We start from the raw sequence: 22,724 nt of genomic DNA on the forward strand, positions 1-22,724 counted from the left end.
AAAATTATTTTTTAACTTGTCCATAAGTTTTAAATTTTTCTAACATCAATTTCATCTCATCTTCAGAAAGAATTACCGGTTCTCCTATGGACTTTGCTCTATAGTACAACTCCGCAACATATTCAATCTGTTCACTTATATTAAAAGCATTTGGAAGGTCTTCGGCTCCCACTAGTAATCCATGATTAGCTAATAAAACAGCTTTTCTGTCCTTCATTGCTTCAAAAGCATTTTCCGCTAATTCTTTAGTACCAAAAGTCGCATATTTCGCACATCTCACATTTGGTCCAGCTAAAGCTACTAAATAGTGAACTGGTGGAAGGTCCCAATTTAAACAGGCAAGAGTAGTAGAATACACTGGATGTGTATGTATAATGGCATTTATATCCTGCCTATTAGCATAAAAAATTCTATGCATTTCATATTCCGAGGAAGGAGTTCTATCGCCTTCTATCCTTTTGCCATCTAAATCCATCACAACAATATCTTCCGGTCGAATTTCAAAATAATCCATTCCAGAAGGAGTTATAGCCATTAATCCTTTTTCTCGATTATAAATACTTAAGTTTCCACCTGTACCTTTGGTAAGATTAGAGGTTATGAGTTTTTTACCATATTCTACTATTTGTTCCCTTTCTGATTGCATTAGCAACGTCATCACCCTCGATTTTTAATCATTTTGCAGAACAACTTGTCTGACAAGTTGTTCTGAGAAAATTATATAGTATTGCAAATAAACTGTCAAGTTTGTTATTTAAACAATTTACAAAAAAAATTAAGGTATTCTGACTTATTGTCAGAATACCTCAATTTTTTGACAAACTTTTTATGCCAAATTCAAAAACTTCTTAAATGAGACCTTGTCTACAATCCAGAACACCTTATCTTTGTATCAAATTTTTTGCTCTTTTCTCCACGTTATACATTACTTTTTCCACATCTACAGTTTTTATTTCTCTATTTTCCATTATTATTTTGCCATTTATTATTACTGTATCCACATCTGATGCTTGAGCAGTATAAGCTAAAGCAGAAATTAAGTTGTGGTGTGGATAAAAATGCGGCTTGTCAATATCAATAATCACTATATCCGCTTTTTTCCCTACTTCGATGGAACCTATCTCTTTATCCCACAATAAAGCTTTAGCGCCATTGATTGTCGCCATTTTTAGAGCTTCCAAGGCCGGTACGGCAAGAGCATCGTAATTTAACGCCTTATTAATAGTGGCAGCAAAATGAATCTCTTCAAACATGTTTAGGTTATTGTTACTGGCTGGACCATCTGTTCCCAAAGCTACGTTTATTCCTTTTTTTAGCATTTGATCCACAGGAGCAAAACCACTGGCTAACTTGGCATTACTGGTAGGATTGTAAACTGGTGATACCTTCATTTCCTTTAATATTTCAGTGTCTTCATCGCTTACATGAACACAATGAGCTGCTACAGTCGGAACATCAAATACTCCTATGTCCTTTAAATGTTTCACAGGAGATTTTCCATGCTTTTGGAAACTTTCTTCTACTTCTTTTTTTGTTTCTGATACATGAATATGAATTCCTGTATTTAACTCCTTAGCCAATTCTACTACTTCCTTCAAATAAGAGGAGCTACAAGTATAAGGTGCATGAGGACCCACCATTACTTTGATTCTTCCATCCGCTTTATTATGCCAGGTATTATAAAGTTTTCGCGTATCTCTTAACTTTTCCTTATTTATTTCAGCGTCACTTTCTTCTATAATACCCCTTGTCAACACTCCTCTTATCCCTACTTCTTCTGTTGCTTTAGCTACTTCATCCATAAAAAAATACATATCGCAAAAAGTAGTAGTACCAGAATAAATCATCTCTATCATACTCAATAAAGAACCCCAGTAAACGTCTTCTGCTGAAAGTTTAGATTCAACAGGCCAGATATGTTTACTCAACCAATCAAATAACGGCACATCATCTGCATAATTCCTAAGTAAAGACATTCCCAAATGAGTATGAGCATTTATAAGACCCGGCGTTGCAATTTTTTTTGTTCCATCTATGACTCTGTCAACTTTTATATCCGGATTAATTTCTCCTATGTAAGTTATCGTGTCGCCTTCAATATAGATATTGGTGTTTTCCATAAGTGGCTGTTCTTCTTTCATAGATAGCAAAGCTACATTTTTTATAAGCAGATTCATAATATCCCTCCTAAAAATAATGTTTAAAAAGGGGAAAAATCCCCTTTTTAAACTTGTGTTTGCTGCTCAATGTGAGAAGCACATCTTGCGCAAATAGTTGGATGCTCTTTTATAGTTCCTACTGTTTCACTGTACATCCAGCAGCGTTCGCATTTTTCCCCCGGTGCATGGGTTACCACAATCTTCAAATTATAATCATCACTTTCATAAGCATTTTGAGGAGCAGGTTCTTCTGGTTGGTGAAGTACCACTTTTGAAACTATGAACACATATTCGAGGTCATTAAAGCCTTTAAAGAAATCATAAAGCTCTTGAGATGGATATATATCCACTTGTGCCTCTAAAGAGTGACCTATCTTTTTGTCAGTTCTCGCTATTTCAAGAGCTTTAGAAATATCTTTTCTTATGTCAAAAAGTTTTTCCCATTTTTCTATTATATAAGGATTATTGTATTTTTCTTGGACTTGAGGCCAATCAGCTAACTGAACACTTTCAAAATTATTTTGACTGTCGTGCTTCATATATGACCATATTTCTTCTGAAGTAAATGTAAGCACTGGTGCTATCAACCTTACAAGAGTGTCTAAAATAATGTAAAGTGTCGTTTGAGCCGCTCTTCTCTCTTTAGAAGTAGCAGGATAAGTATACAATCTGTCTTTTAAAATGTCCAGGTAAAGGCTACTCATATCTACTACACAGAAGGTATGAACCAGATGGAGAAAATCGTAATACTCATATTTATCAAAAGCCTCTGTAAGCTCTTCAACTACTCTGTTAAGCCTAAATAAAGCCCATTTATCTATCTCTAAAAGCTCTTCGTAAGGGAGCATATCCTTATCAGGGTCAAAGTCATAAAGATTGCTTAACAAGAACTTACTAGTGTTACGTATTTTTCTGTACGCTTCTGTCATCTGTTTTAAAATCTCTTGTGAAATTCTCATATCTGAAGTAAAGTCAGCAGAAACAGTCCAAAGCCTCAAAATATCTGCTCCATATTCTTTAATTACATCAGCTGGGTCAATACCATTCCCTAAAGATTTTGACATTTTCCTTCCTTCACCGTCTACAACAAACCCGTGGGTCAATACGTTTCTATAAGGTGCTTTTCCACGTGTTGCCACAGATGTCAAAAGGGAAGACTGGAACCATCCTCTGTGTTGGTCTGAACCTTCTAAATAAAGCTCTGCAGGCCACTTTAGGTCAGGATGAGTTTGCAACACAGCTGCATGGCTGGAGCCTGAATCAAACCACACATCCATTATATCTGTCTCTTTCCTAAACTTCGTAGAACCGCATTCGCAAGTAATCCCTTTTGGCAATATCTCTTCAGCTGACATTTCAAACCATGCATCTGAACCCTTTTGCCTGAAGATCTTTTTAACTGCATTTATTGTATCATCATTTATAAGCGGTTTCCCACACTTTTCACAGTAGAATATAGGAATTGGCACACCCCATACCCTTTGCCTTGAAATACACCAGTCTCGTCTATCTCTTACCATGTTAGTTATGCGCTCTTCGCCCCATGAAGGATACCAATTAACTTCTTTAATAGCTTTTAGTGCCTCTTCTCTAAATCCTTCCACAGAAGCAAACCACTGTTCTGTCGCCCTAAATATTATTGGACTTTTACATCTCCAACAGTGAGGATATGAGTGGGTAATACGGGTTTCTGCCACTAATGCATTAGCTTTTTTCAAGTCTTCCTTTATGACCTTGTTAGCCTCTTCATAATACAGACCAGCATATCCTGGCGCTTTATCTGTAAAATATCCCTTATCATCTATTGGATTTAAAACCTCAAGCCCATACTCTTGCCCAACTAAAAAGTCTTCTTCGCCATGGCCGGGAGCAGTATGAACACATCCAGTACCAGCTTCTAAAGTTACATGCTCACCCAAGATTATTAAAGAATCTCTGTCATATAAAGGATGGGTAGCCTTCATGCCCTCCAAATCTTTTCCTTTAAATACAGCAACTATTTCATAATCTGAAAGGTTAGCTTCTTTCTTTACAGTATCTAACATGTCTTTTGCCATTATATATACTTCGTCTCCAAACTTTGCAAGCGCATAATCAAACTCTGGATTTAAAGCAATTGCAAGGTTAGCCGGAATAGTCCATGTAGTAGTTGTCCATATTACAAAATACACATTATTAAGATTCTCAACAATTCCCTTGAATTTCCCTAAATCATCTTTAACTCTAAATTTTACATAAATAGAATCAGAGGTTTCATCAAAGTATTCAATTTCTGCTTCTGCCAAAGCAGTCTCACAGCTGGGGCACCAATATACAGGCTTTAGACCTTTATAGATATAGCCTTTCTTAGCCATTTCACCAAATACTTCTATCTGTTTAGCTTCATACTCCGGATTCAAGGTAAGATAAGGATTATCCCAATCTCCCCTTACTCCCAATCTTTTGAATTGAGCTTTTTGCTTTTCAATCTGAGAAAAAGCAAAATCCCTACACACTTTTCTAAATTCTGTAGGACTTACTTCATGCCTTTTTATACCTAAAGTTTTTATAGCTTGCTGTTCAATAGGAAGACCGTGTGTATCCCATCCTGGCACATAAGGAGCATCATAACCCCTCATTGTTTTGTATTTCACTATAATGTCTTTTAATACCTTATTCATAGCAGTTCCAATGTGTATATCTCCATTAGCATAAGGCGGCCCATCGTGTAAAATATATTTTTCCTTGCCTTTATTTTTTTCCAATGTTTTATGATAAATATCCATTTCTTCCCATCTTTTTAATATCTCTGGCTCTCGTGTTGGCAAATTAGCCTTCATAGGAAAATCTGTCCTCGGCAAATTAAGTGTCTTGTTGTAATCCACTGAACATTACCTCCTCTTCAAATATTATCTTTCAAACTAAAAATAAAACTTCTCGTCAGGGACGAGAAGTTCGCGGTACCACCCTACTTATTAAGACAAAGAAAAACTTTGCCTTAATCTCTCATTTAAGATAACGGGAAGCCCGGCACAGCTTACTGTAGTTCAGCCTGCAGCTCCGAGGTGATTTTCAGTAGAAACGAACTTATTGGCTCGCACCTACCGCCAACTCTCTGGAAGTCGCTTCTACTTACTCGTCCTCATCATAGCTTTTAACAATATTTTTTACACAATTATATAATACCACAAGTTTTTCGTCAATAGTATGCATATCTCATGCAGTCAGAGCAGATTTCACTTTTACACCAGGAAGACTTCCAAGTTTACCAGTAAGAGCCCCTATTTCATCCGTTGTACCATCAACTATTAAAGCGATAACCGATACTCCCCTATCTTTATAGGGTATACCCATTCTTCCTACAATAATGTGGCCGTACTCACTCAATATGTGATTTACCCTATCCGCCACATTTTCTCTATTTTGAATCAATATTCCAACAACCCCTAATCTATTCTGCATCCTTCTCCTCATCCTCATCTGGAATCAATTCTTTCTCATCTATTGAAAGTATTGATTCCAACTGGGCTTCTAAAAGAGATTTAAATTTCGCTTTAAAAACATTTAATTGCTTGCGATATCTTTCTAACTCCATTCTTATTCTTACAACTTCTTGATTTGCCTTCTCTAATATTTTTTCTGCATTTTGTTGTGCATTTTGTATGATAAGTTGTGCTTCTTTTTCTGCATTTCTTTTCAATTCCTCTGCAGTATTTTGAGCAACAATCAAAGTATTGTTTAAAGTGTTCTCCATATTTATGTAACTTTGAAGTTTTTCATTCATTATATTAATTCTATCTTTTAACTCCGCATTTTCTTTGTATAACATTTCATAGTCTTCCATAATTTTATCCAAAAACTCGTCCACTTCCTCTTCATTATAACCCCTAAAAGACCGCTTAAATTCTTTATTATGTATATCCATAGGCGTCAGCATAATATTACCTCCTTTTCTTTTGTAACATTATATAAACCTTAGAATATGTACAGAAACGCGACCTTTTTTTGTATTACCTCTCACTTCTTCTAATCTAATTCTTCCAAAACCACGTAAAGAAATTACATCTCCCTCTTTTACTTCTGAAGAAGGGTCTTCTGTATACTCCCAATTTATTTGAAGAAGACCGGACTTTATAAGTTCTGAAGCCTTCGTCCTTGATATACCAAAACCTGCAGCTGCCACACTGTCAACCCGTAGTGAGGCTACGGTAGAAAAAATGTCCTTATATTTTATTTCAGGTTCTATCACATCTTTCAAGTCAATTGAATTAACTCTTACCTTCTCTTTCCCGACTTTAAAAAGGTTCATAAGTACATAACTTTCCACATCTTTATGTAACAATATGTCACATTTATCCTCTTTTACAATTATATCGCCTATTTTTTGTCTTTTTATCCCTAACCCTAAAAGTGAACCCAACACATCTCTATGAGATAGCTTAGAAAAATTGCCTTCAATTCTTACAGCGCAAATAGGGGTATCTTCCGGCTGTAAAAAATCGGGGTAAATAATTGCTATCTTTCTTTCTGCTAAAGGATATCCTCCATCTAGATTATAGTTTATATCTTGCTGTCGATACTTTAATATAGTTTTTTCAAAAATTTTTTGTTCAGAGAGGCTTAAAAAGTCTGTATATTTTACTCTTTTAGATTTTAAAACGCCTTTAATTATGTCTTCAAATCGGGATACAGTAAATTCCTTGTCCATCATATATACCTCATCAGTAATAATACTAATTTAAAAACTAAAGGACGAACTAAATACTGAATCACCAAAATCGCCAAAACTGGCGAAAAATCTATCATTAAATTTCTTCCAATAGAAGACCTAAATTGTAATGCCCTAAAAGGCTCAAGTATTGGTTCTGTCGTTACGATCACAAAGCGAGAAAGTGGATTTGACATATTCTCCATTCGTAGCAAAGATAAAATAACCCTTATCAATATAAGCCAATTTATAACTTCAAAAAAATAATCTAATGCTGTTAAAATTGCAAAATTTACAGGCAAAATCATTTCCTCCTTATCAATTTAGATTGTATAAAGAATTTACTTCATCTTTTATATCCCCTGTAATATCAAAATTCTCAGGCGCAACTAAAAATATATAGCCAGATATCTTCTTTATCTCTCCATTAAGAGCATAGGCTGCACCGCTTAAAAAATCCACTACTCTTTGAGCTTCATTTTTGTCCATCTTTTGTAAATCTACAATCACCGGTTTTTTATTTTTCAATTCATTACATATATTCATCACTTGTTCAAACTTTTCTGGCTTTAAAATCAAAACTTTTACTTGGGGCTGTGTATGAATATTGACAATTTTAGGCTTTCTATCGTAAGGTATGACAGGTTGTAAAGAGTCTACTTCTTCTTTCTCTTCTTCTGGCTCATCGATACCAAAGAAACTCATTAATTTATCAATCATTTTTGAAGACATTAATTATCCCTCCACATTATATTGTCTTTGCCCAAAAATAGAAGTGCCAATTCTAACAATATTCGCCCCTTCTTCAACTGCTACCCAATAGTCATTGGACATACCCATTGACAAAAATTCTACTTGTACATTATGTTGCTTAATTTCTTTTAGCTCTTCAAATAATTCTTTCATCTTTCTAAAATAGGGCCTTACCTCTTCTGGTGGAAGGTAAGGAGCTATTGCCATAAGCCCTCTAATTCTTATATTATCATATTTTTCCATTTCTTTAACAAAATTATGCATTTCTTCAGGAGGAATTCCGTATTTACTTTCCTCTCCACCAATATTGATTTCCACCAAACAATCTATTATGAGACTCTTTTGTTTAGCCCTTTTGTCTATTTCTTCTGCCAGTTTAATACTATCTAAAGAATGTATCAACTTAACTTTGTCAATAATGTATTTCACTTTGTTTGTCTGTAAATGTCCTATAAAGTGAAATTTTACCTCATTTTTTAAATAAGGATATTTTTCATTTAACTCTTGAACCTTATTCTCACCTATGTCAGTTATGCCACAAGCAATAGCCTCTTTTATAGTCTCTACACCGAAAGTTTTAGTAGCTGCCACAATTAATATTTCCTCTGGATTTCTGTTTACCCTTAACGCATGCTCTTTTATGTTTTCCTTTATTTTTCTTATATTTTCACATATAGTCGTATTTATCCCCCCTTATTTGCTCAAGTAATCCTCTCCATTTACCGCTATTTCGTCATATATTTTTAATCCAGATGTTTTATCAACGCTTTCTACAATTGCATATTTGCCATCTGTAGCCTTTATTACTACTTCTTTAAAAGTAGGAACTTTGCCATTTTTTATTACAAAAACTCCTTCTTTTCCTTCTTTTTGCACAATAGAAGAAAGAGGTATTTTAAGTCCATTGAACTCTTTAACTTTAACTTTTACATTTATTTTAGAAGTTTTATAAAAGTTGGGATATTCATCTATCATCTCAATTATTCCTATATATAATTTATCGTCACCTTTGTAGGTTTTTATAACTTTTCCCCGCAATTCACCACTATAATTATCAATCAAAATTTTCACATTACTACCTTCTTTTAATAAGTCCTGTTGTTTTTCATTTAAAACCAACGCTAAATACCACTCCAAATTATCCACTATTTTTACAAAAGGGTAATCTCCTTTTACTTCTGTACTAATTTCTTTGGATTGAAAGTTTAAATTTTCAAGTTGTGTCGGATTTAAATTGAACATATTTCTTTCATTTAGAATACTTTCACTGCCATCAAAATAGTAACTTACAATTCCTGACTCTGGTGAATTTATAGTAATCGCATTTTTTTCTACATACTTTTCTAAATACTCTTTTTGCTCTTTTAAGTTTTCAATTCTTTGAAGTATTATTGGCCCTTTACTTAAAATTTCTTCTTTTTTGGCTTTTAAGTCTTCAATCCTTTTTTGTATTTTATCTGCATCAGGGCTATTTTGCTGTATCGCATTTTGATAATTTTGCTCTTCTGTCTTTATCATGTTGTCTAATTTTTGAATATCTGAATAAAAAGGTATATTAGTATCCTGATTTTTTAGTTCTCTGTCTATCTCTTCTAATTGATGTAGTTTTTCTTCATCAAAATCGGCAGAATAAACTTGCACAATAGGAGTACCTTTCGGAATTTTTTCTCCACTTTGTACAAGTTTTTTTATTTTGCCATCGAAAGGAGCATTTATCAACATTTCATTCTTTATAACATATCCTTGGGCATTAAAGGCTATTAAAATACTTCCATAAGTCACTACTGTAGTTTTATTTTTGTTTGCAAAAGTCGTTATTCCTACTTTACTTATGTAAACTATCACCAATAATATAACTACAATTTTAGCTAATTTTTTCACATCTCTCACCTATCAATATATTCTATATAAATGCCGATTTTCCTTCTACAAATTTATGCATATATTCATTTTATCACAGTTTTCGATATTTTTATAGACAAAATAAGGAGATGGTGAATTGCCCATCCCCTTATTTTTTATTCTACCGGTTCTAATCTCGCAGTAAAATGCCTCAATATTGGCGGCTCATAAGTAAATCTATAAGAGAAATTTTAGGTAAAACAGTATAATTGTAACTAGAGGGATAAATAAATTTGTACGCCTTACAATTCCAAGGAGAGTTTACGAGAAAAATTTATTTATGAGCAACGACTTCTATTTCTATAAGAGCACCCTTAGGAAGACTTTTTACTTCAACTAAAGAACGGGCAGGTGGATTGTCTTTAAAATACCTTCCATAAATTTCGTTAATTTTAGCAAAATCCCCCATGTTAGTGACAAATACAGTTGCCTTTATAACATTGTTAAGGTCCATCCCCGCAGCTTTTAAAATCGCTTTTATGTTCTCTAAAACCCTTTCCGTCTGCGCTTCGATACCTCCTTCTACAAGTTCTCCTGTAGCAGGATCAATTGCTATTTGCCCTGATGTGTACAAAAAGCCGTCTATCATTACAGCTTGCGAATATGGTCCAATAGCTCTAGGGGCGGTATCGGTGTTTATTATGGTTTTCATTTATTTTCATCCTTTCAGTAAAAGTGTTATACAATATGTAAAATCTGAATACACGAAATATTATATCATTAATATTTATGGCTTATCAATATTTTTTTAATGATTATAAAATTTTTTGCACTCCTTTGTTGTCAAAAATTTTAATATTAAACCCCATACTTAGCCCTACTTCCCCTCTCTGCACTTCCCAAAAAATACATTGAAAAAGGAGAGGTGAGAATTCCGCCTCTCCTTTTTTTATTTTTTTAAATTAAAGTAGGAACAACGACAAAGCGAGAACTGTGATAATTGTTACAATTCCCATTATTAGAGTTGCAACAGTTTGAGTCTTGTATGCAGTTTTAACATCTATTCCACCAAATTGAGAAACAACCCAAAAATAACTATCGTTTGCATGGCTAACGGTCATAGCACCTGCACCTATTGCCGCAACCACAAGGGCCTTTGCAATATCTGAAGTAAATCCTAAAGATGGTAGTAGCGGAAGCATTAATGCTGATGTTGTTATAATGGAAATGGTCGAAGAACCTTGTGCAGTTTTAATTGCTGCTGCAATAATGAATGGCAAAAACATACCAAGATTTAATCCCGACAAAGTTTGTCCGAGATAATCACCTACTCCTATTTCTTTAATTACATTACCTAATGAACCACCTGCTCCAGTTATAATTAATATTGTTGCTGAATCCTTTATTGCTTCGACAATCCAGGAATTTAATGTTTCAGAACTTAAATTTGGTAAAAGCAAAAATGCAAAGAACATACCTATTAAAAGTGCATTTACAGGTGTTCCTAAAAATACAAATAGTTTATAAAAAAAGCCCTCTCCAAATGGTTCACCTGGGAACTTTGCGATTGAGCCAAGTGCCATTAAAATTATGGGAACAACAATTGGGGCAAATGATTTCCAAGCATCTGGAAGTTTGCCGTATTTTTTTAAAACTTCCTCATAGCTTATGCTTTCATCAATATTAGCTTGATATTTTGAAGCAACTTTATTAGCAAATATATTACCTGCTATCATTGCTGGTATCGCTACCAAAAGTCCTATTAAAATAACCAATAAAAGATTATTAAGTTTAAGATTGGAAGCAGCCGCAATTGGACCTGGAGTCGGTGGAACTAAAACGTGTGTTGCATAAAGTCCTGTTGAAAGTGCTACAGACATTGCAACAAGAGATGTTTTCGTTTTCTTTGCTAAAGCTTTGTTCAATGAAGAAAGAATTATAAATCCACTATCACAGAAAACAGGTATAGAAACAATGCAACCTATGATACTCATTGCTATTGTAGGTCGCTTTTCTCCTACAAACTTAATAATTGTTTCAGCCATTTTGATTGCAGCACCTGATTTTTCAAGAATGGTTCCTATGATAACACCAGCTATTATTACTATTCCTATGCTTGTTAGTGTGTTACCAAAGCCTTGAGAAATTATCCCTGCAATTTTATCAGATGGCATAAATGCTGCAAAAGCTAAAAAATATGATGCGAAAATAAGGGCTAAGAATGGATGAAGTTTAAATTTTGCTGTGGCAATTACGATAAAAAGTATAGTCAAGAATAGAATAAAAACTAAATATGAACCTGACATTAAAAACCCTCCTTTATTTTTTTAAGCCTTTATGGCTTTGATTAACCTAAAAATTCTCTCAGCAGATTTTTCTACCAATGTTGGTGCGTTTTTTATGGCATCTTCAAGAAACATTGGTTTTTCCATAGTTGAAAAAACGCTGCTAACTCCAATCTCATAAAGTTTTTCTATATCTTCAACCGTCCCTGCTATTACAATAAGCGGTTTATTATGCTTTTTGCACAATTTAGCTATTCCTGAAATTGTTTTCCCAAACGCTGTTTGAAAATCTATTTTTCCCTCACCGGAAATTACTATATCAGCTTCTTTTATTTTTTCTTCAAGTTTTAATGTTTCAATTATTATTTCTATACCACTTTTTAACTGCGCATTTAAAAATGCCATAAGTCCTGCGCCTAAGCCGCCTGCAGCACCTGAGCCTGGAACATCTATTATTTTTTTATTAAAATACTTTTCTAAAAGTTTACCATAATGTTCAAGGTTTTTATCTAAAACTTCTACCATCTCCTTTGTAGCGCCCTTTTGTGGAGCGTAAACTCTTGACGCACCATTTTCTCCAATTAAAGGATTTGCTACGTCGCAGGCTACGATAAACTCACATTCCTTCAGTCTCTCATCAAGATTTGAAGTATCTATTGAGTAAATTTTTGAAAGTTCTCCTCCTCCAAGACCTATTTCTCTACCATCTTTATCATAAAATTTAACTCCTAACGCTGTTGCCATACCAGTACCACCATCGTTTGTTGCGCTTCCACCTATTGCTATAATGAATTTCCTACAGCCTTTATCTAAAGCGTCTTTTATAAGCTGACCGGTTCCGTATGTTGTTGTAATCATGGGGTTTCTCTCATAATCCTTCAAAAGATAAAGTCCTGAGGCAGCAGCCATTTCTATAACTGCTGTTTTGCCATCACCTAATATTCCATAAAAGCTTTCAATATCTCTAAATAGAGGATCCTTTACATTTGTTTTTATTATTTTTCCTCCAGTTGCATCAACTAATGATTCAACAGTCCCTTCGCCACCATCTGCCATAGGGACTTTCACGATAACGGCTTTTGGGAAAACCTTTAAAATTCCTTTTTCTATGCTATCTGCAACCTTTAAAGCGGATAAACTTTCTTTGAATTTATCAGGAGCTATAAGAATTTTCACAACATCACCACCGAATATCATCACTACGATTTTAACTTTATCATAAAACTTGTTTATTTAAAATATTCAAAAAGAACAATAGTTTGTTATAATTTCTATATAATTTTTGTGCATAAATAATAAAACCCCTCATCACTCAAGGGGATAATTGATTAATCAATATTGATATATAAACTTTCATACAAACATAGGGATTTGTTATATCTACATTAAATTCTTCTTTTATCTTATTTAATCTATAGGTAAGAGTATTTCTGTGAATGAAAAGTTTTTTAGAAGCAAGATTTATATTCATTCCGCTTTCAAAATAAACTTTAATAGTGTTTATTATATCTTTGTTTTTCGAATTTAAAATATCTTTATACTCTTCAAAGAATATTATGCTATCATTGATGGATAAGCTGTGAATCAATAGTTCTATTTTATAATCTTTAAAATCTAAAATATCTTTGTCAATCTTTCTCCCAATATCTATTAATTTATTTGCAATTGTAAAAGAAGTATGATAGTTTTTTATATCTTTACAATCTGGACCTATTCCTATGATGCAGGAAAGATTAAATTTCTTTTTAACCCCTTCTTGAAGTTCTTTACAGAAAGGCATAGGGTTTTTAGAGCTCAGCATTATAACAAATCTATCTTCGTTAAAGTTAAAGACTATCTCATCGTGATTTAATTTACTTTTTATAAATTCTACAATGTTTTCCTTTAATTCTTGAATATCTATCTCTTTCAAGTTTTTGGATAAAATGAAATCATTAAAGCCTCTAATATCAGCAACAATTAAACTTCTCTGCTTTTTTATATCAAAGCCTATAAGTTTAGCCCTGCTTTTTAAAATTTTTTCTTCCTCATGCCCTATATTAGGGTGATTGAGAATTTCTTTAATGAAACTTACCATTGCTCTCGAATGTAATGCTTCATATTTTTTATTCTCATATTCTTGAATCATAAGCTCAACTAATTCTTTAATTATTCTACCAAAGCCAATTATTTCTTTTGGTTCACCCGTAATTCCAACAACACCTATTACTTCACCATTATAAAACAAAGGAATGTTTATCCCTTTTTTAGTTCCTTTGTAATATTCTATATTGCTATCATCTATAATAACATCAATCTTTCTCGAGGCTGCAATTTTTGCCCCTTCATGGAAAGAGCCTATCCTTGTAGAATCTCCTGATGCTATAATTACCCCTTTTGTATCCATAATGTTTATATTTTTGCCAAGAATATTCATAAGCCTATTTACAATCTTTTGATAATCCTCATGACTGAGCATAAGCATCCCTCTTAAAAATTAATTGACTATAGTGATGCCCTCATTTACCTTCAAGTGAAATTAGCGCTGCTCCAAGTGCTCCAATAATCTGTGGTTCAAATGGAATTATAAGTTTTTCGCCGAGCCTGCTTTCGATGGCATAAACTACTCCCTGATTTTTGGCAACGCCCCCTGTCATCATGTATTTTCCTTTTCTCCCTATTCTGTCGACCAGGGAAATAGCTTTTGAAGCAATGGATTTATTGAGGGCATGTATTATATCCCTCTGGTCCTTATTTTGGGCAATAAGAGATATTACTTCCGATTCTGCAAATACAGTGCACATACTGGTAATCGTGATATTTTCTTTTACTTCCTTATGGACTTTTGCCATTTCTTCTATTGAAATGCCTAACGTTCTCGCCATTACTTCAAGAAACCGGCCTGTCCCTGCTGAACATTTGTCATTCATCACAAAATCAATAACATTGCCGCTGTCATCTAACCTTATCACTTTGCTATCCTGTCCACCTATATCTATAACAGTTCTAATAGCATTGTCTATAAAAAATGCGCCTTTTCCGTGACAGGTAATTTCAGTTATAATTCTATCTGCAAAGGGAATGCTTACTCTTCCATACCCTGTTGCTACTATTGATGTAATATCCTTTTTTTGAAGGCCCGCACTGTTTAAAGCAATTTCAAAAGCTTTAAAAGCACTTTCTAGAGCTTTAGGACCTGTTGGAATAATAGAATATGATATTACGTTTTTGTTTTCGTCGATTATGACTACATTTGTAGAAGTAGAGCCACTATCCACTCCTACAAAATATCCTTTCTTGGCTTTCTGTTTTTCCATCTTTTTTATACCGGTTGATTCCAAAAAAGCATCTATTCTTGTTAAAATCTGTCCGCTATTTGAATCGTTATAGTCAGTTTCAATTTTTAAAAGTGGGATGTCTGCTCTGCTTTTGAGTTCAGCATATTCATAGGAATAAAAATCACAGAACTTTATGGTGTTGTATATTATCCCCTTCAATTCTTTATTGATTAACTTGCTTCGATCTTCTGCCATTCTCATACAGGGTGTAAAATTAAGAAGCGATTCCGCGTAGCTTTTTAATAAATTATCTTTTGCTTCAATATTGAATACTCTTTCTTCACCTGTGCAGGTAAAATTTATTACGTTTGCTGTACAAGAATTTCTGATTTTTTCTATAACATCATCTTTAAGCCTCGCACCTAATATAGCAATGCTTTCAGCGGATTCTTCTTTATTAAAAGACTTGCTTTCTAGAATTTTTAGCAAACTCTCTTCATCAAAACTCTTGTTTTTAAAGGCCTGATACGCTTCTATAAATTCAATTATTTCATTGTAAAAAAGATCTATTGCGAGAAGATCTTTTTTTCTGGGGAGGTCTAGAAGATGGATAAATTTTACTTTATCTTTTAACACATCATAAAGTCTTTTTATACTATCACAACAGGCAGTTAATACAACCTCTTCAATATTATTTTCAATTATATTTTCCAAAACCCCTTTTGCAAAGCTGCACATATTTGAATGAATCAGTGCTTCAGCACGCTCATGAGACTTATATCCTGGATCAAGTCTTACCGGTTTTTCTCCAAAAGCTTCGATTATTTCTACAGGCGTGTATTTGCAAATGTACCCTATCAATTTTTCACCTCCAGAAGGATTACTAGAGCATTTCAAGAAAGGCTTCGAGCCTCGTCCTATTCTGTCCCTCTTGATTATTTCTTTTGTCTACACAATCCCCATCTAAATAAAGAAATGGAATACCCAATTCTGAAGCAAGATTTTTAATTATAAACGTTCCACCCATCGACTGTTTACAGCCCAAATGACAAAACTGTATAATGCCGTCCGGTTTTATTTTTTCTATCAGTTCTCTGATTCTTGCAACTTTTCTATTTATTTCACCATTAAAAGAGTTTAAGATAAGCTTTTCAGCAATTCCCTTGAATGGGTCGTTTTCATCAATTTCCTCAAGAAAATCATAATTTAAATCACTACCAGCAATGTGAAATTTATCGTTGAAATTAAAGTAATCTTTAAAATTTTTCTCAAACATAGGAAGAAGGTGTATAAAAAATATGCTTTTTCCACTTCTTTCAGGAGCTCTTTTTATATCCTCCACTAACATCTCATAAAAATGCAATACTTCCTTGCTTCCAATGAATACATGGGATGCAAAAAGCATATACATTTCAAAGGTCATAGTAGGTAAAAATCTTTTTTCTCCCGCATGATTTAAATACTCTCTCATAAGTGCTCTTGTTTTATTTTCCGTTTTTACGACTTCCCTCAATTTATCAGTATCAAGCTTTCTGTTAAAGACTTCCTCAAGCTTTTCCGCCACTTCTAAAAGTTGTTTTTTTACATACACTACAGCGTCTTTAGAATATTTGTAGGGAATATCAATAATGTACAGTGGAACCCCGTGCTTTTTTGAAAGATACTTGAAAGTAGGTATATTCGCATCACAGATCATGGAAGTAGTCATCATAAATTTAGGTTTTTTGAGAATATTAAGCTCACTGGCTCCTATAAAAGTTTTATGGTAACTGCATAAAGTATTTGACATGCCTCTCGATTCGGCAGTATCGACGAGATAATCTTCGATGAAGAAGCCTGACATGAAAGAAGAATATGCTTCAATAAATAAGGGTTTTATGTCCATAGCAATCAAAAATTCAGAGGGTGCAAAGAGGTTTACCCAAGCAGAATTTTGAGGATTTGCTAAAGAATCTTTTATGCTTTTTATAGAGTATTTATTTAGGTAATTAAGAGATTTGGGAATCCTCTTGTCTTTGAAAAAGCTCACATAATAATAAGCAGCGGTAAGACCAAAGTTTATTAGCTTATTTACTTTTTCCGGTCTATCCATATTCTCTTTTATAATATTGGTATAAATCCTTATTGTATCCATTTTATCACTACCCCATAAACTCCCCTTCCTCACAGAAGTGGTTTTTTCTCCAGTTGATATTTATTTCTCATCTCCTAGATAATTTGTTTTGCCCTTTCCCTAAGCATTCTTTCTTCTTCATTCTCAGGCTCAGGTAAGGTAACATTATGCGGCGCTGGCCTTCCATTCTCATCTACATGAATAAAAGTAGCAAAGCCTAAGATGCGCAATACTTATTTCGTTCATCATTTTAGTCTCCTTTAAATTAATTCTATTCATTGGCAAAAGAATGCAAAATCCTTTAATTCAATATTACCACAGTTTTTAAGTTTAGCCAAACCCGTTTTATGAGAAACATTCTTGACAAGACGATGAAGTAGAAGAATCACTTATAGAGAGTGTAACGGATTTATTATCACTGTGAAGTGTGGTTATAAGTAGAAGGTAATTAAGGAGAAACGGAAGGAAGAATATGTTGAGAAATTGAAGAATCTGAAGCATATAAGATGATATTGGAGAAAGGAATAGAGAAAGAAATAGAAAAAGATGTAATGCAAGAAAAAATTGCTATTGTAAAAGAAATGTTAAAAGAAGGCATAGATATCGACAAAATTGCAAAAATTACAAAGTTACCTGTAGAAGAAATAAAGAAATTGCTAAATTAATGTTTTAAAAGGTTAAGAAGAGTTTCAAAAATGAGACTTTTTTATTTTCAAAATAATGGTACAGATTTTTGAGACTGTAAAGACTCAATTTGGCGAAATGGAATGTTTTAAGTCCATTTTATAAATTTCCTAATGAAGTAAGGAAAATAATGTATACAACGAATATAATTGAAGGATTCCATAGGCAGTTAAGGAAAGTTACAAAATCAAAAACAATATTTCCATCCGATGAAGCATTAGAAAAAATGCTATATTTGGTAAGTATGAATGTATTAAAGAAATGGACCGTAAGATATAAAAATTGGGATATAGTATTAAACCAATTGATTATAATGTATTCAGGCAGATTAGAAAAATATCTATCCTGAAAATAGTGTCTCTCAAAAAGGCAACAAAGAACTAAACCCATACCAATGTAAAAATATGGGATAAATGAATGATTAATAAGGTTAAATTAAAAGTTAAGACGCTACAGATTCGACCGTGACCTTAAGACCTAAAGACTCTAGCTTTTTTAAAGATTGACGAATAATCATATTACGCTTTTTCTCTTCATAATAAGTAGGACCTAATTCAATATATGGTTGCTTTTGCTTGAGAATATGATAAACTATAACTAAAATGCTATGTGCCACTGCAACTGCTGCTCGGTTTGCTCCTCTTCGAGCAGCGATGCGGTGGTACTGACTTGAGAGATAAGTATCTTTTGCCCTTGAGGCAGCCCTGGCAGCTTCAATAAGAGAGCTTCGCAATTTTTGGTTACCTTTTCGAGTTCTGGCAGACTTTTGTTTACCAGCACTTTCGTTATGACCTGGACACAGCCCTGCCCAGGAACACAAATGGGCAGCAGAGGGGAACTGTTCCATATTTGTACCGATTTCGGCTATTATTTGTTCTGCAGTTCTTCTTCCGACACCAGGGATAGTATCCAGCAGTGCCAGGTCTTGTTCAAAAGGGTGCATTCTATTTTTAATTTCTTCATCTAATTTAGTTATTTCTTGGTCAAGATAATCAATATGCCTGAGTTGAATTTCAATGAGAGTTTTTTGGTGATGATTAATTAGGCCTTTTAAAGAGCGTTTTAGTTCATCCATTTTATTTTTCAATTTACCTTGGGAAAGCTGTGCTAAGGTTTCAGGATTTTCTTCACCATTTATGATAGCCTCAAGAATAGAGCGACTAGAAGCTCCATTAATATCAGAGACTACCGAAGACAGTTTAATATTAGCACCTTCTAAGACCTTTTGTATGCGGTTAAGCTCTCTTGATTTTTCTTCAATGAGGCTTTTTCTATAGCGGACAAGTTCGCGAAGCTCTCTTTGTTCTCTGTCTGGGACAAAGCTGCCTTGCAAAAGGCCATGTTGCAAGAGACTTGCTATCCACTCGGCATCTTTTACATCAGTTTTTCTACCAGGGACATTTTTAATATGCTTAGCATTGACGAGTAGGATTTTAATATTCTCAAGCTCAAGGAGATTGTAAATAGGTTTCCAGTAAGAGCCGGTACTTTCCATAGCAACAACAGAACAACCTTTAGCTTTAATAAATTCTTTTAATGCAATAAGGTCATCGGTCATAGTTGAAAAAGTGCGGATTTCTTTACCTTCTGGTGTTATTATACAAGCTACGACATTCTTTTTATGGACATCTAATCCGCAAACGTGAGAATAAACTAAATCCATGAAAGAACCAACTCCCTTTTTAAAATTTGAACGATAGCGACTTGTAATATTGAAAAGCTGGTGCAACAACCATAAGGGGTTATTCTATCCTGCGTGCTTCCCGTAAAGGGAGCAACAATCTGTGGTGCACCTGGTCGTTGGAGTCTGCCTATAAGTCGGGCTCAAAGCACCAAGGTAAGAACGACCTTTCTTCACCAGCCGCTGTACTAATTATACATCAAAAAAGGGTATTTTCATCCTCTGATGGTGCCGTAGTTACGGCATAGAGGTCTATAAGCTTTATAAATTCTCCTCCCGTAATTGACATAGTTAATTTTAAAAGAATGTCAGTGTTGCTCTTTTTCCTTGGACTTCCGGAAATATATAAAATATTCATCTCCTCACCCTTTTCATACATTTTAACACTCTGTGTCAACTTTCAACTTGTTTGACAGCACTATTTTATAAAAACAATGTCTACTGAAAAACCATTAAAAGCTACTTAACGCTTTTTCTGCTGCTTCTGCTATTATTTCACTTAATGTTGGATGTGTGTGTATAGTTGCCGTAATATCCTCAATTTTTCCGTTCATTCTGATAACCTGCGTTGCTTCTGCAATCAACTTTTGCCAACTATCTGCATTCCATATAATTTATGTGTCTTGGATACTTCTTCTTTATCCAAGGCCCTAATTTAAGATATAAAATCAGTAAAATAATCTGAAAGATAGGCATGGTAGCCGCTGGTATAGCAACCATAGGAGAAAAAGCAGCAGTAGCTTTCACTAACAAAGTCCTTGTTAAATCCATTGGCAAAATAAGAACTTCTAATATAGACATAAGTAGTTGACCTGTCGGTACAGGAACGTTCGTATGAGAAGCAAAAATCCTCATCCAAAATGGAACTGCAAAAATTGCAGCAATAAAACTTAAAGCCACAATCATAGTGCTTAATTCAACATCTCCTTCAGCAAGGCAACTTTGCCGGCTTTTAATGTATTTATGTATACAAAAATACAGCTTATATACTGGTATACAGTATTATTAGCAATTTTACTTGCTATATTGTGGATAAGCACTTTTATAAAGTCTTTGATTGGAACGCTTAATGGGACACTGTTGGTTCCTTCAGAAAGTAATAAAAAATAGTTGTGATATTTTGGCCAGTAGGCTAAAATATTTTAACTTAAATATTCGATAAATCGAATATTTACAAGCTCTTTTTAAACCAAAAAAGGAGTGTAAGAAATAGGTAATCTTAAAAAATTGCAAAGCCATCTCAATGATTCTTTTTATCCCTAATTGCTGCATTGGCACACTGTATTAAGAGAGGTTTTAAGTAAACGCCTGCTCTTTAGACATGGACAGATTTTTTCTTACCTGCACTTTCGTTGTTTTGAGGAGTAAGACCAGCCCAAGAGCAAAGGTGCTTGTCAGATTTAAAAACTGTCATATCCGTGCCGATTTCAGCGATGATATAAGTTGCCGATTTTTCGGTTATGCCAGGGAGGGTAACAGCGATATCAATCAAGTCTTGATAAGGTTTGGCTAATTGAGAAATGGCTTTATCTAAATCAGAAACACATTGATTGATAAAGTCATAGTGTTTTCTGCAAACCTTCAACTTGACTGATTGATCATCCCTCAATTCGTATCCAATAATCGACTGAATGACTTCGTCAGCCTTTTTATAAAGACTTTTGTGTAGAAGTGACTTGCAGTATTCAGGGTCAAAAGTATCGCAAGTTAAAATATATTCAATGATAGAAGAAGCAGATTTACCGAAAGAATCACTGACGACGGAGGCTAAAGCGATATTGGATACGGTGAGGGCATTTTGAAGCCTGTTTTTTTCACTAGAGCGATGTCCAATAAGTTTAAAACGATAGCGAACAAGTTCACGTAACATGCGGATATCCTTAGGAGGGACGAAACTAGAAGGGACGAAAAGCTTAAATATGAACGTATTAAAAAGCGTCGGGGTCATAAACGTACAATTGTTGCTATTGCTCGTATGATCCTCACCTGCCTCTATCATATGCTTTTGAAAAAAGAACCTTTTAATCCATCTGACTCCGATTACACTAATATGCCAGAAAAACTTTATCAAAAGCATAAGCAACAATATATTAAAAAAGCTATTAAATTTTTAGAAAAAGAAGGTTGTACTATTATCCCTCCAAAAATTACTTAACATCATTATATATTACCATTATTTGGTTTTGGGCAGCTTTATTTGGTGCCCTTTTTGGTGTGCCCAAATTTCACTATTTCACTTTCACACTAGTTTCTATGACGATGATTCTTTAGATGTCAATGACGCTAAATCTGCTGCCGAGTTTAAAGATTTGTACGATTCTAAAACTTTAATCCCTTCTCTTAAGGAATTCTTTAATTTACATCCTATTTTCTCTTATAGATACTTCTTAGGTGACGCCGGGTTTGATTCTTTTGATAATTATAAATACTTGTTCTCAAAGCTTGGCATAATACCTATTATCCCTATTAACCCTCGAAATTCTAAAAACTTACTTCAACCTACTTTTAACTCTGATGGTATCCCTACCTGTCCCCGTGACCCTTCTCTTAAAATGTCCTATGATGGTATCGTTCGGGAAAAAGGTAGAACTACCAGAATTAAATGGCTTTGCCCTATGTCCAAAAAAGTTAGACTAAATGGTAAAACTACTTATATTCTTGAATGTGATAACCCTTGTACCTCTTCTAAATGTGGCAGAATATTCTATACTACCCTTGATATTGATTTTAGAAAAAATACTGTTGTCCCTCGTAACTCTAAAAAGTGGTCCAAACTTTATGAAAAACGCCCTATTATTGAAAAATCTATTTCTCTTTTAAAAAGTTCTATCGCTGTTGATAGCTTTAAACTCATAAATACCAGGTCAATCAAAGCTGATGTTTTTCTTGGGGCTATCACTCAGCATATTGGTTTAATTATTACTGCAAAGCTTGGTACTTTTGAACATCCTTTATCTTTGAAAAAACTTTTGGCTTGATAACTTGTTCTTATGGTTTGATTTGTTTGTCACCTTTTTACATTAAAAAGGTGTGTTAAGTATTGTCTTTTTTGAATTTGTATCTTTTTTCCATTTCTCTTTTCCCCTCTTGAGCGTGCCTTTAAAATGTAATTTCTTTATTTTGTTCCTTGTAATGTAACTTTTTTACTCTAATATTTATTTCATTTTGCAATCACCTAAATTCATTTTTTGGTTTTTGTAGAACCCTTATTTTATAAATAAGGAATTCTATTACATATTTTTAAAGGAATTCCCCTAATCCTG

At 33.8% G+C, this 22,724-nt stretch carries 22 protein-coding genes, 2 pseudogenes and 1 other annotated feature; of the genes and pseudogenes, 3 read left to right on the top strand and 21 right to left on the bottom strand.

Annotated features, from left to right (window positions below):
- Positions 1 to 4 precede the first annotated feature (4 nt).
- The 16 genes from TETH514_RS09490 to TETH514_RS09565 all read right to left on the bottom strand — a co-directional run bounded on the left by TETH514_RS09490 (position 5) and on the right by TETH514_RS09565 (position 17,117).
- Positions 5 to 652, bottom strand: coding sequence for an L-fuculose-phosphate aldolase (locus tag TETH514_RS09490; RefSeq protein WP_003867673.1), 648 nt, complete (start codon positions 650 to 652; stop codon positions 5 to 7).
- Between the two features lie 229 nt (positions 653 to 881).
- Positions 882 to 2,177, bottom strand: a complete 1,296-nt coding sequence (locus TETH514_RS09495; protein ID WP_009052490.1) for an amidohydrolase — start codon at positions 2,175 to 2,177, stop codon at positions 882 to 884.
- Positions 2,178 to 2,224: 47 nt separating this feature from the next.
- Positions 2,225 to 5,023, bottom strand: coding sequence for an isoleucine--tRNA ligase (ileS, locus tag TETH514_RS09500; protein WP_009052491.1), 2,799 nt, complete (start codon positions 5,021 to 5,023; stop codon positions 2,225 to 2,227).
- Positions 5,024 to 5,077: 54 nt separating this feature from the next.
- Positions 5,078 to 5,296: a binding site (T-box leader), on the bottom strand.
- Positions 5,297 to 5,354: 58 nt separating this feature from the next.
- On the bottom strand, positions 5,355 to 5,600 hold the full coding sequence (locus tag TETH514_RS09505) for a TM1266 family iron-only hydrogenase system putative regulator (protein ID WP_003867670.1): 246 nt from the start codon (positions 5,598 to 5,600) through the stop codon (positions 5,355 to 5,357).
- On the bottom strand, positions 5,590 to 6,075 hold the full coding sequence (locus TETH514_RS09510) for a DivIVA domain-containing protein (protein WP_003867669.1): 486 nt from the start codon (positions 6,073 to 6,075) through the stop codon (positions 5,590 to 5,592). Before TETH514_RS09510 ends, TETH514_RS09505 begins: the two co-directional genes overlap by 11 nt.
- A 27-nt stretch (positions 6,076 to 6,102) precedes the next feature.
- Positions 6,103 to 6,849 (bottom strand): RNA-binding protein, encoded by a 747-nt coding sequence (locus tag TETH514_RS09515; protein ID WP_003867668.1) that lies wholly within the window; start codon positions 6,847 to 6,849, stop codon positions 6,103 to 6,105.
- On the bottom strand, positions 6,846 to 7,148 hold the full coding sequence (locus tag TETH514_RS09520; RefSeq protein WP_003867667.1) for a YggT family protein: 303 nt from the start codon (positions 7,146 to 7,148) through the stop codon (positions 6,846 to 6,848). Before TETH514_RS09520 ends, TETH514_RS09515 begins: the two co-directional genes overlap by 4 nt.
- A gap of 16 nt (positions 7,149 to 7,164) precedes the next feature.
- Positions 7,165 to 7,578: a cell division protein SepF gene (locus TETH514_RS09525; protein ID WP_003867666.1), complete on the bottom strand. Its 414-nt coding sequence runs from the start codon at positions 7,576 to 7,578 to the stop codon at positions 7,165 to 7,167.
- A gap of 3 nt (positions 7,579 to 7,581) precedes the next feature.
- Complete coding sequence (locus TETH514_RS09530) at positions 7,582 to 8,286, bottom strand: YggS family pyridoxal phosphate-dependent enzyme (RefSeq protein WP_172632707.1); 705 nt, start codon at positions 8,284 to 8,286, stop codon at positions 7,582 to 7,584.
- 6 nt (positions 8,287 to 8,292) lie between these two features.
- Complete coding sequence (locus TETH514_RS09535; protein WP_009052492.1) at positions 8,293 to 9,480, bottom strand: HlyD family efflux transporter periplasmic adaptor subunit; 1,188 nt, start codon at positions 9,478 to 9,480, stop codon at positions 8,293 to 8,295.
- 295 nt (positions 9,481 to 9,775) lie between these two features.
- Positions 9,776 to 10,153, bottom strand: coding sequence for a RidA family protein (locus TETH514_RS09540; RefSeq protein WP_009052493.1), 378 nt, complete (start codon positions 10,151 to 10,153; stop codon positions 9,776 to 9,778).
- A gap of 250 nt (positions 10,154 to 10,403) precedes the next feature.
- Complete coding sequence (locus TETH514_RS09545; RefSeq protein ID WP_009052494.1) at positions 10,404 to 11,747, bottom strand: GntP family permease; 1,344 nt, start codon at positions 11,745 to 11,747, stop codon at positions 10,404 to 10,406.
- Positions 11,748 to 11,768: 21 nt separating this feature from the next.
- Positions 11,769 to 12,902 (bottom strand): glycerate kinase, encoded by a 1,134-nt coding sequence (locus TETH514_RS09550; protein ID WP_009052495.1) that lies wholly within the window; start codon positions 12,900 to 12,902, stop codon positions 11,769 to 11,771.
- A 136-nt stretch (positions 12,903 to 13,038) separates the two neighbouring features.
- A complete protein-coding gene (locus tag TETH514_RS09555; RefSeq protein WP_009052496.1) occupies positions 13,039 to 14,184 on the bottom strand; it encodes a sugar diacid recognition domain-containing protein in 1,146 nt (381 codons plus the stop codon).
- A gap of 40 nt (positions 14,185 to 14,224) precedes the next feature.
- A complete protein-coding gene (locus TETH514_RS09560) occupies positions 14,225 to 15,844 on the bottom strand; it encodes an acyl-CoA dehydratase activase (protein WP_009052497.1) in 1,620 nt (539 codons plus the stop codon).
- A gap of 22 nt (positions 15,845 to 15,866) precedes the next feature.
- Positions 15,867 to 17,117 (bottom strand): 2-hydroxyacyl-CoA dehydratase subunit D, encoded by a 1,251-nt coding sequence (locus TETH514_RS09565; RefSeq protein ID WP_012268748.1) that lies wholly within the window; start codon positions 17,115 to 17,117, stop codon positions 15,867 to 15,869.
- 485 nt (positions 17,118 to 17,602) lie between these two features.
- Between TETH514_RS09565 and TETH514_RS12595 the strand changes: the two genes are divergently transcribed.
- Together TETH514_RS12595 and TETH514_RS09570 are read left to right on the top strand one after the other, a co-directional pair.
- The gene (locus tag TETH514_RS12595) at positions 17,603 to 17,761 is read left to right on the top strand and encodes a helix-turn-helix domain-containing protein (protein ID WP_003867657.1); all 159 of its coding nucleotides are present in this window, start codon (positions 17,603 to 17,605) and stop codon (positions 17,759 to 17,761) included.
- Positions 17,762 to 17,859: 98 nt separating this feature from the next.
- Positions 17,860 to 18,129 (top strand): annotated as a pseudogene (locus tag TETH514_RS09570) (transposase); the annotation flags it as partial.
- 93 nt (positions 18,130 to 18,222) lie between these two features.
- Here TETH514_RS09570 and TETH514_RS09575 read toward each other — a convergent pair.
- The 5 genes from TETH514_RS09575 to TETH514_RS09590 all read right to left on the bottom strand — a co-directional run bounded on the left by TETH514_RS09575 (position 18,223) and on the right by TETH514_RS09590 (position 21,331).
- Positions 18,223 to 19,443, bottom strand: coding sequence for an IS110 family transposase (locus TETH514_RS09575; protein ID WP_003867655.1), 1,221 nt, complete (start codon positions 19,441 to 19,443; stop codon positions 18,223 to 18,225).
- 217 nt (positions 19,444 to 19,660) lie between these two features.
- Positions 19,661 to 19,840, bottom strand: coding sequence for a hypothetical protein (locus TETH514_RS09580; RefSeq protein ID WP_003867654.1), 180 nt, complete (start codon positions 19,838 to 19,840; stop codon positions 19,661 to 19,663).
- 73 nt (positions 19,841 to 19,913) lie between these two features.
- Positions 19,914 to 20,045 carry a hypothetical protein gene (locus TETH514_RS12400; protein ID WP_232195821.1) on the bottom strand — a complete coding sequence of 44 codons (132 nt, stop codon included), beginning with the start codon at positions 20,043 to 20,045 and terminating at the stop codon, positions 19,914 to 19,916.
- A gap of 10 nt (positions 20,046 to 20,055) precedes the next feature.
- On the bottom strand, positions 20,056 to 20,367 hold the full coding sequence (locus TETH514_RS09585) for a hypothetical protein (protein WP_003867652.1): 312 nt from the start codon (positions 20,365 to 20,367) through the stop codon (positions 20,056 to 20,058).
- 409 nt (positions 20,368 to 20,776) lie between these two features.
- On the bottom strand, positions 20,777 to 21,331 hold the full coding sequence (locus tag TETH514_RS09590; RefSeq protein ID WP_003867651.1) for a transposase: 555 nt from the start codon (positions 21,329 to 21,331) through the stop codon (positions 20,777 to 20,779).
- Positions 21,332 to 21,701: 370 nt separating this feature from the next.
- On the opposite strand from TETH514_RS09590, the pseudogene TETH514_RS09595 reads away from it, so the two are divergent.
- A pseudogene (locus tag TETH514_RS09595) lies at positions 21,702 to 22,439 on the top strand (transposase); the annotation flags it as partial.
- Positions 22,440 to 22,724: the final 285 nt, after the last annotated feature.

Source organism: Thermoanaerobacter sp. X514, from assembly GCF_000019065.1.
Lineage (GTDB): Bacteria > Bacillota > Thermoanaerobacteria > Thermoanaerobacterales > Thermoanaerobacteraceae > Thermoanaerobacter > Thermoanaerobacter pseudethanolicus.

Bases quoted from the DNA above. Each gene is read 5' to 3' on its own strand.
- TETH514_RS09495 (WP_009052490.1), bottom strand. From the start codon at position 2,177: ATGAATCTGCTTATAAAAAATGTAGCTTTGCTATCTATGAAAGAAGAA.
- TETH514_RS09505 (WP_003867670.1), bottom strand. From the start codon at position 5,600: ATGCAGAATAGATTAGGGGTTGTTGGAATATTGATTCAAAATAGAGAA.
- TETH514_RS09510 (WP_003867669.1), bottom strand. From the start codon at position 6,075: ATGCTGACGCCTATGGATATACATAATAAAGAATTTAAGCGGTCTTTT.
- TETH514_RS09515 (WP_003867668.1), bottom strand. From the start codon at position 6,849: ATGATGGACAAGGAATTTACTGTATCCCGATTTGAAGACATAATTAAA.
- TETH514_RS09525 (WP_003867666.1), bottom strand. From the start codon at position 7,578: ATGTCTTCAAAAATGATTGATAAATTAATGAGTTTCTTTGGTATCGAT.
- TETH514_RS09540 (WP_009052493.1), bottom strand. From the start codon at position 10,153: ATGAAAACCATAATAAACACCGATACCGCCCCTAGAGCTATTGGACCA.
- TETH514_RS09545 (WP_009052494.1), bottom strand. From the start codon at position 11,747: ATGTCAGGTTCATATTTAGTTTTTATTCTATTCTTGACTATACTTTTT.
- TETH514_RS09555 (WP_009052496.1), bottom strand. From the start codon at position 14,184: ATGCTCAGTCATGAGGATTATCAAAAGATTGTAAATAGGCTTATGAAT.
- TETH514_RS09565 (WP_012268748.1), bottom strand. From the start codon at position 17,117: ATGGATACAATAAGGATTTATACCAATATTATAAAAGAGAATATGGAT.
- TETH514_RS12595 (WP_003867657.1), top strand. From the start codon at position 17,603: ATGATATTGGAGAAAGGAATAGAGAAAGAAATAGAAAAAGATGTAATG.
- TETH514_RS09575 (WP_003867655.1), bottom strand. From the start codon at position 19,443: ATGGATTTAGTTTATTCTCACGTTTGCGGATTAGATGTCCATAAAAAG.
- TETH514_RS09580 (WP_003867654.1), bottom strand. From the start codon at position 19,840: ATGTATGAAAAGGGTGAGGAGATGAATATTTTATATATTTCCGGAAGT.
- TETH514_RS09585 (WP_003867652.1), bottom strand. From the start codon at position 20,367: ATGATTGTGGCTTTAAGTTTTATTGCTGCAATTTTTGCAGTTCCATTT.
- TETH514_RS09590 (WP_003867651.1), bottom strand. From the start codon at position 21,331: ATGTTACGTGAACTTGTTCGCTATCGTTTTAAACTTATTGGACATCGC.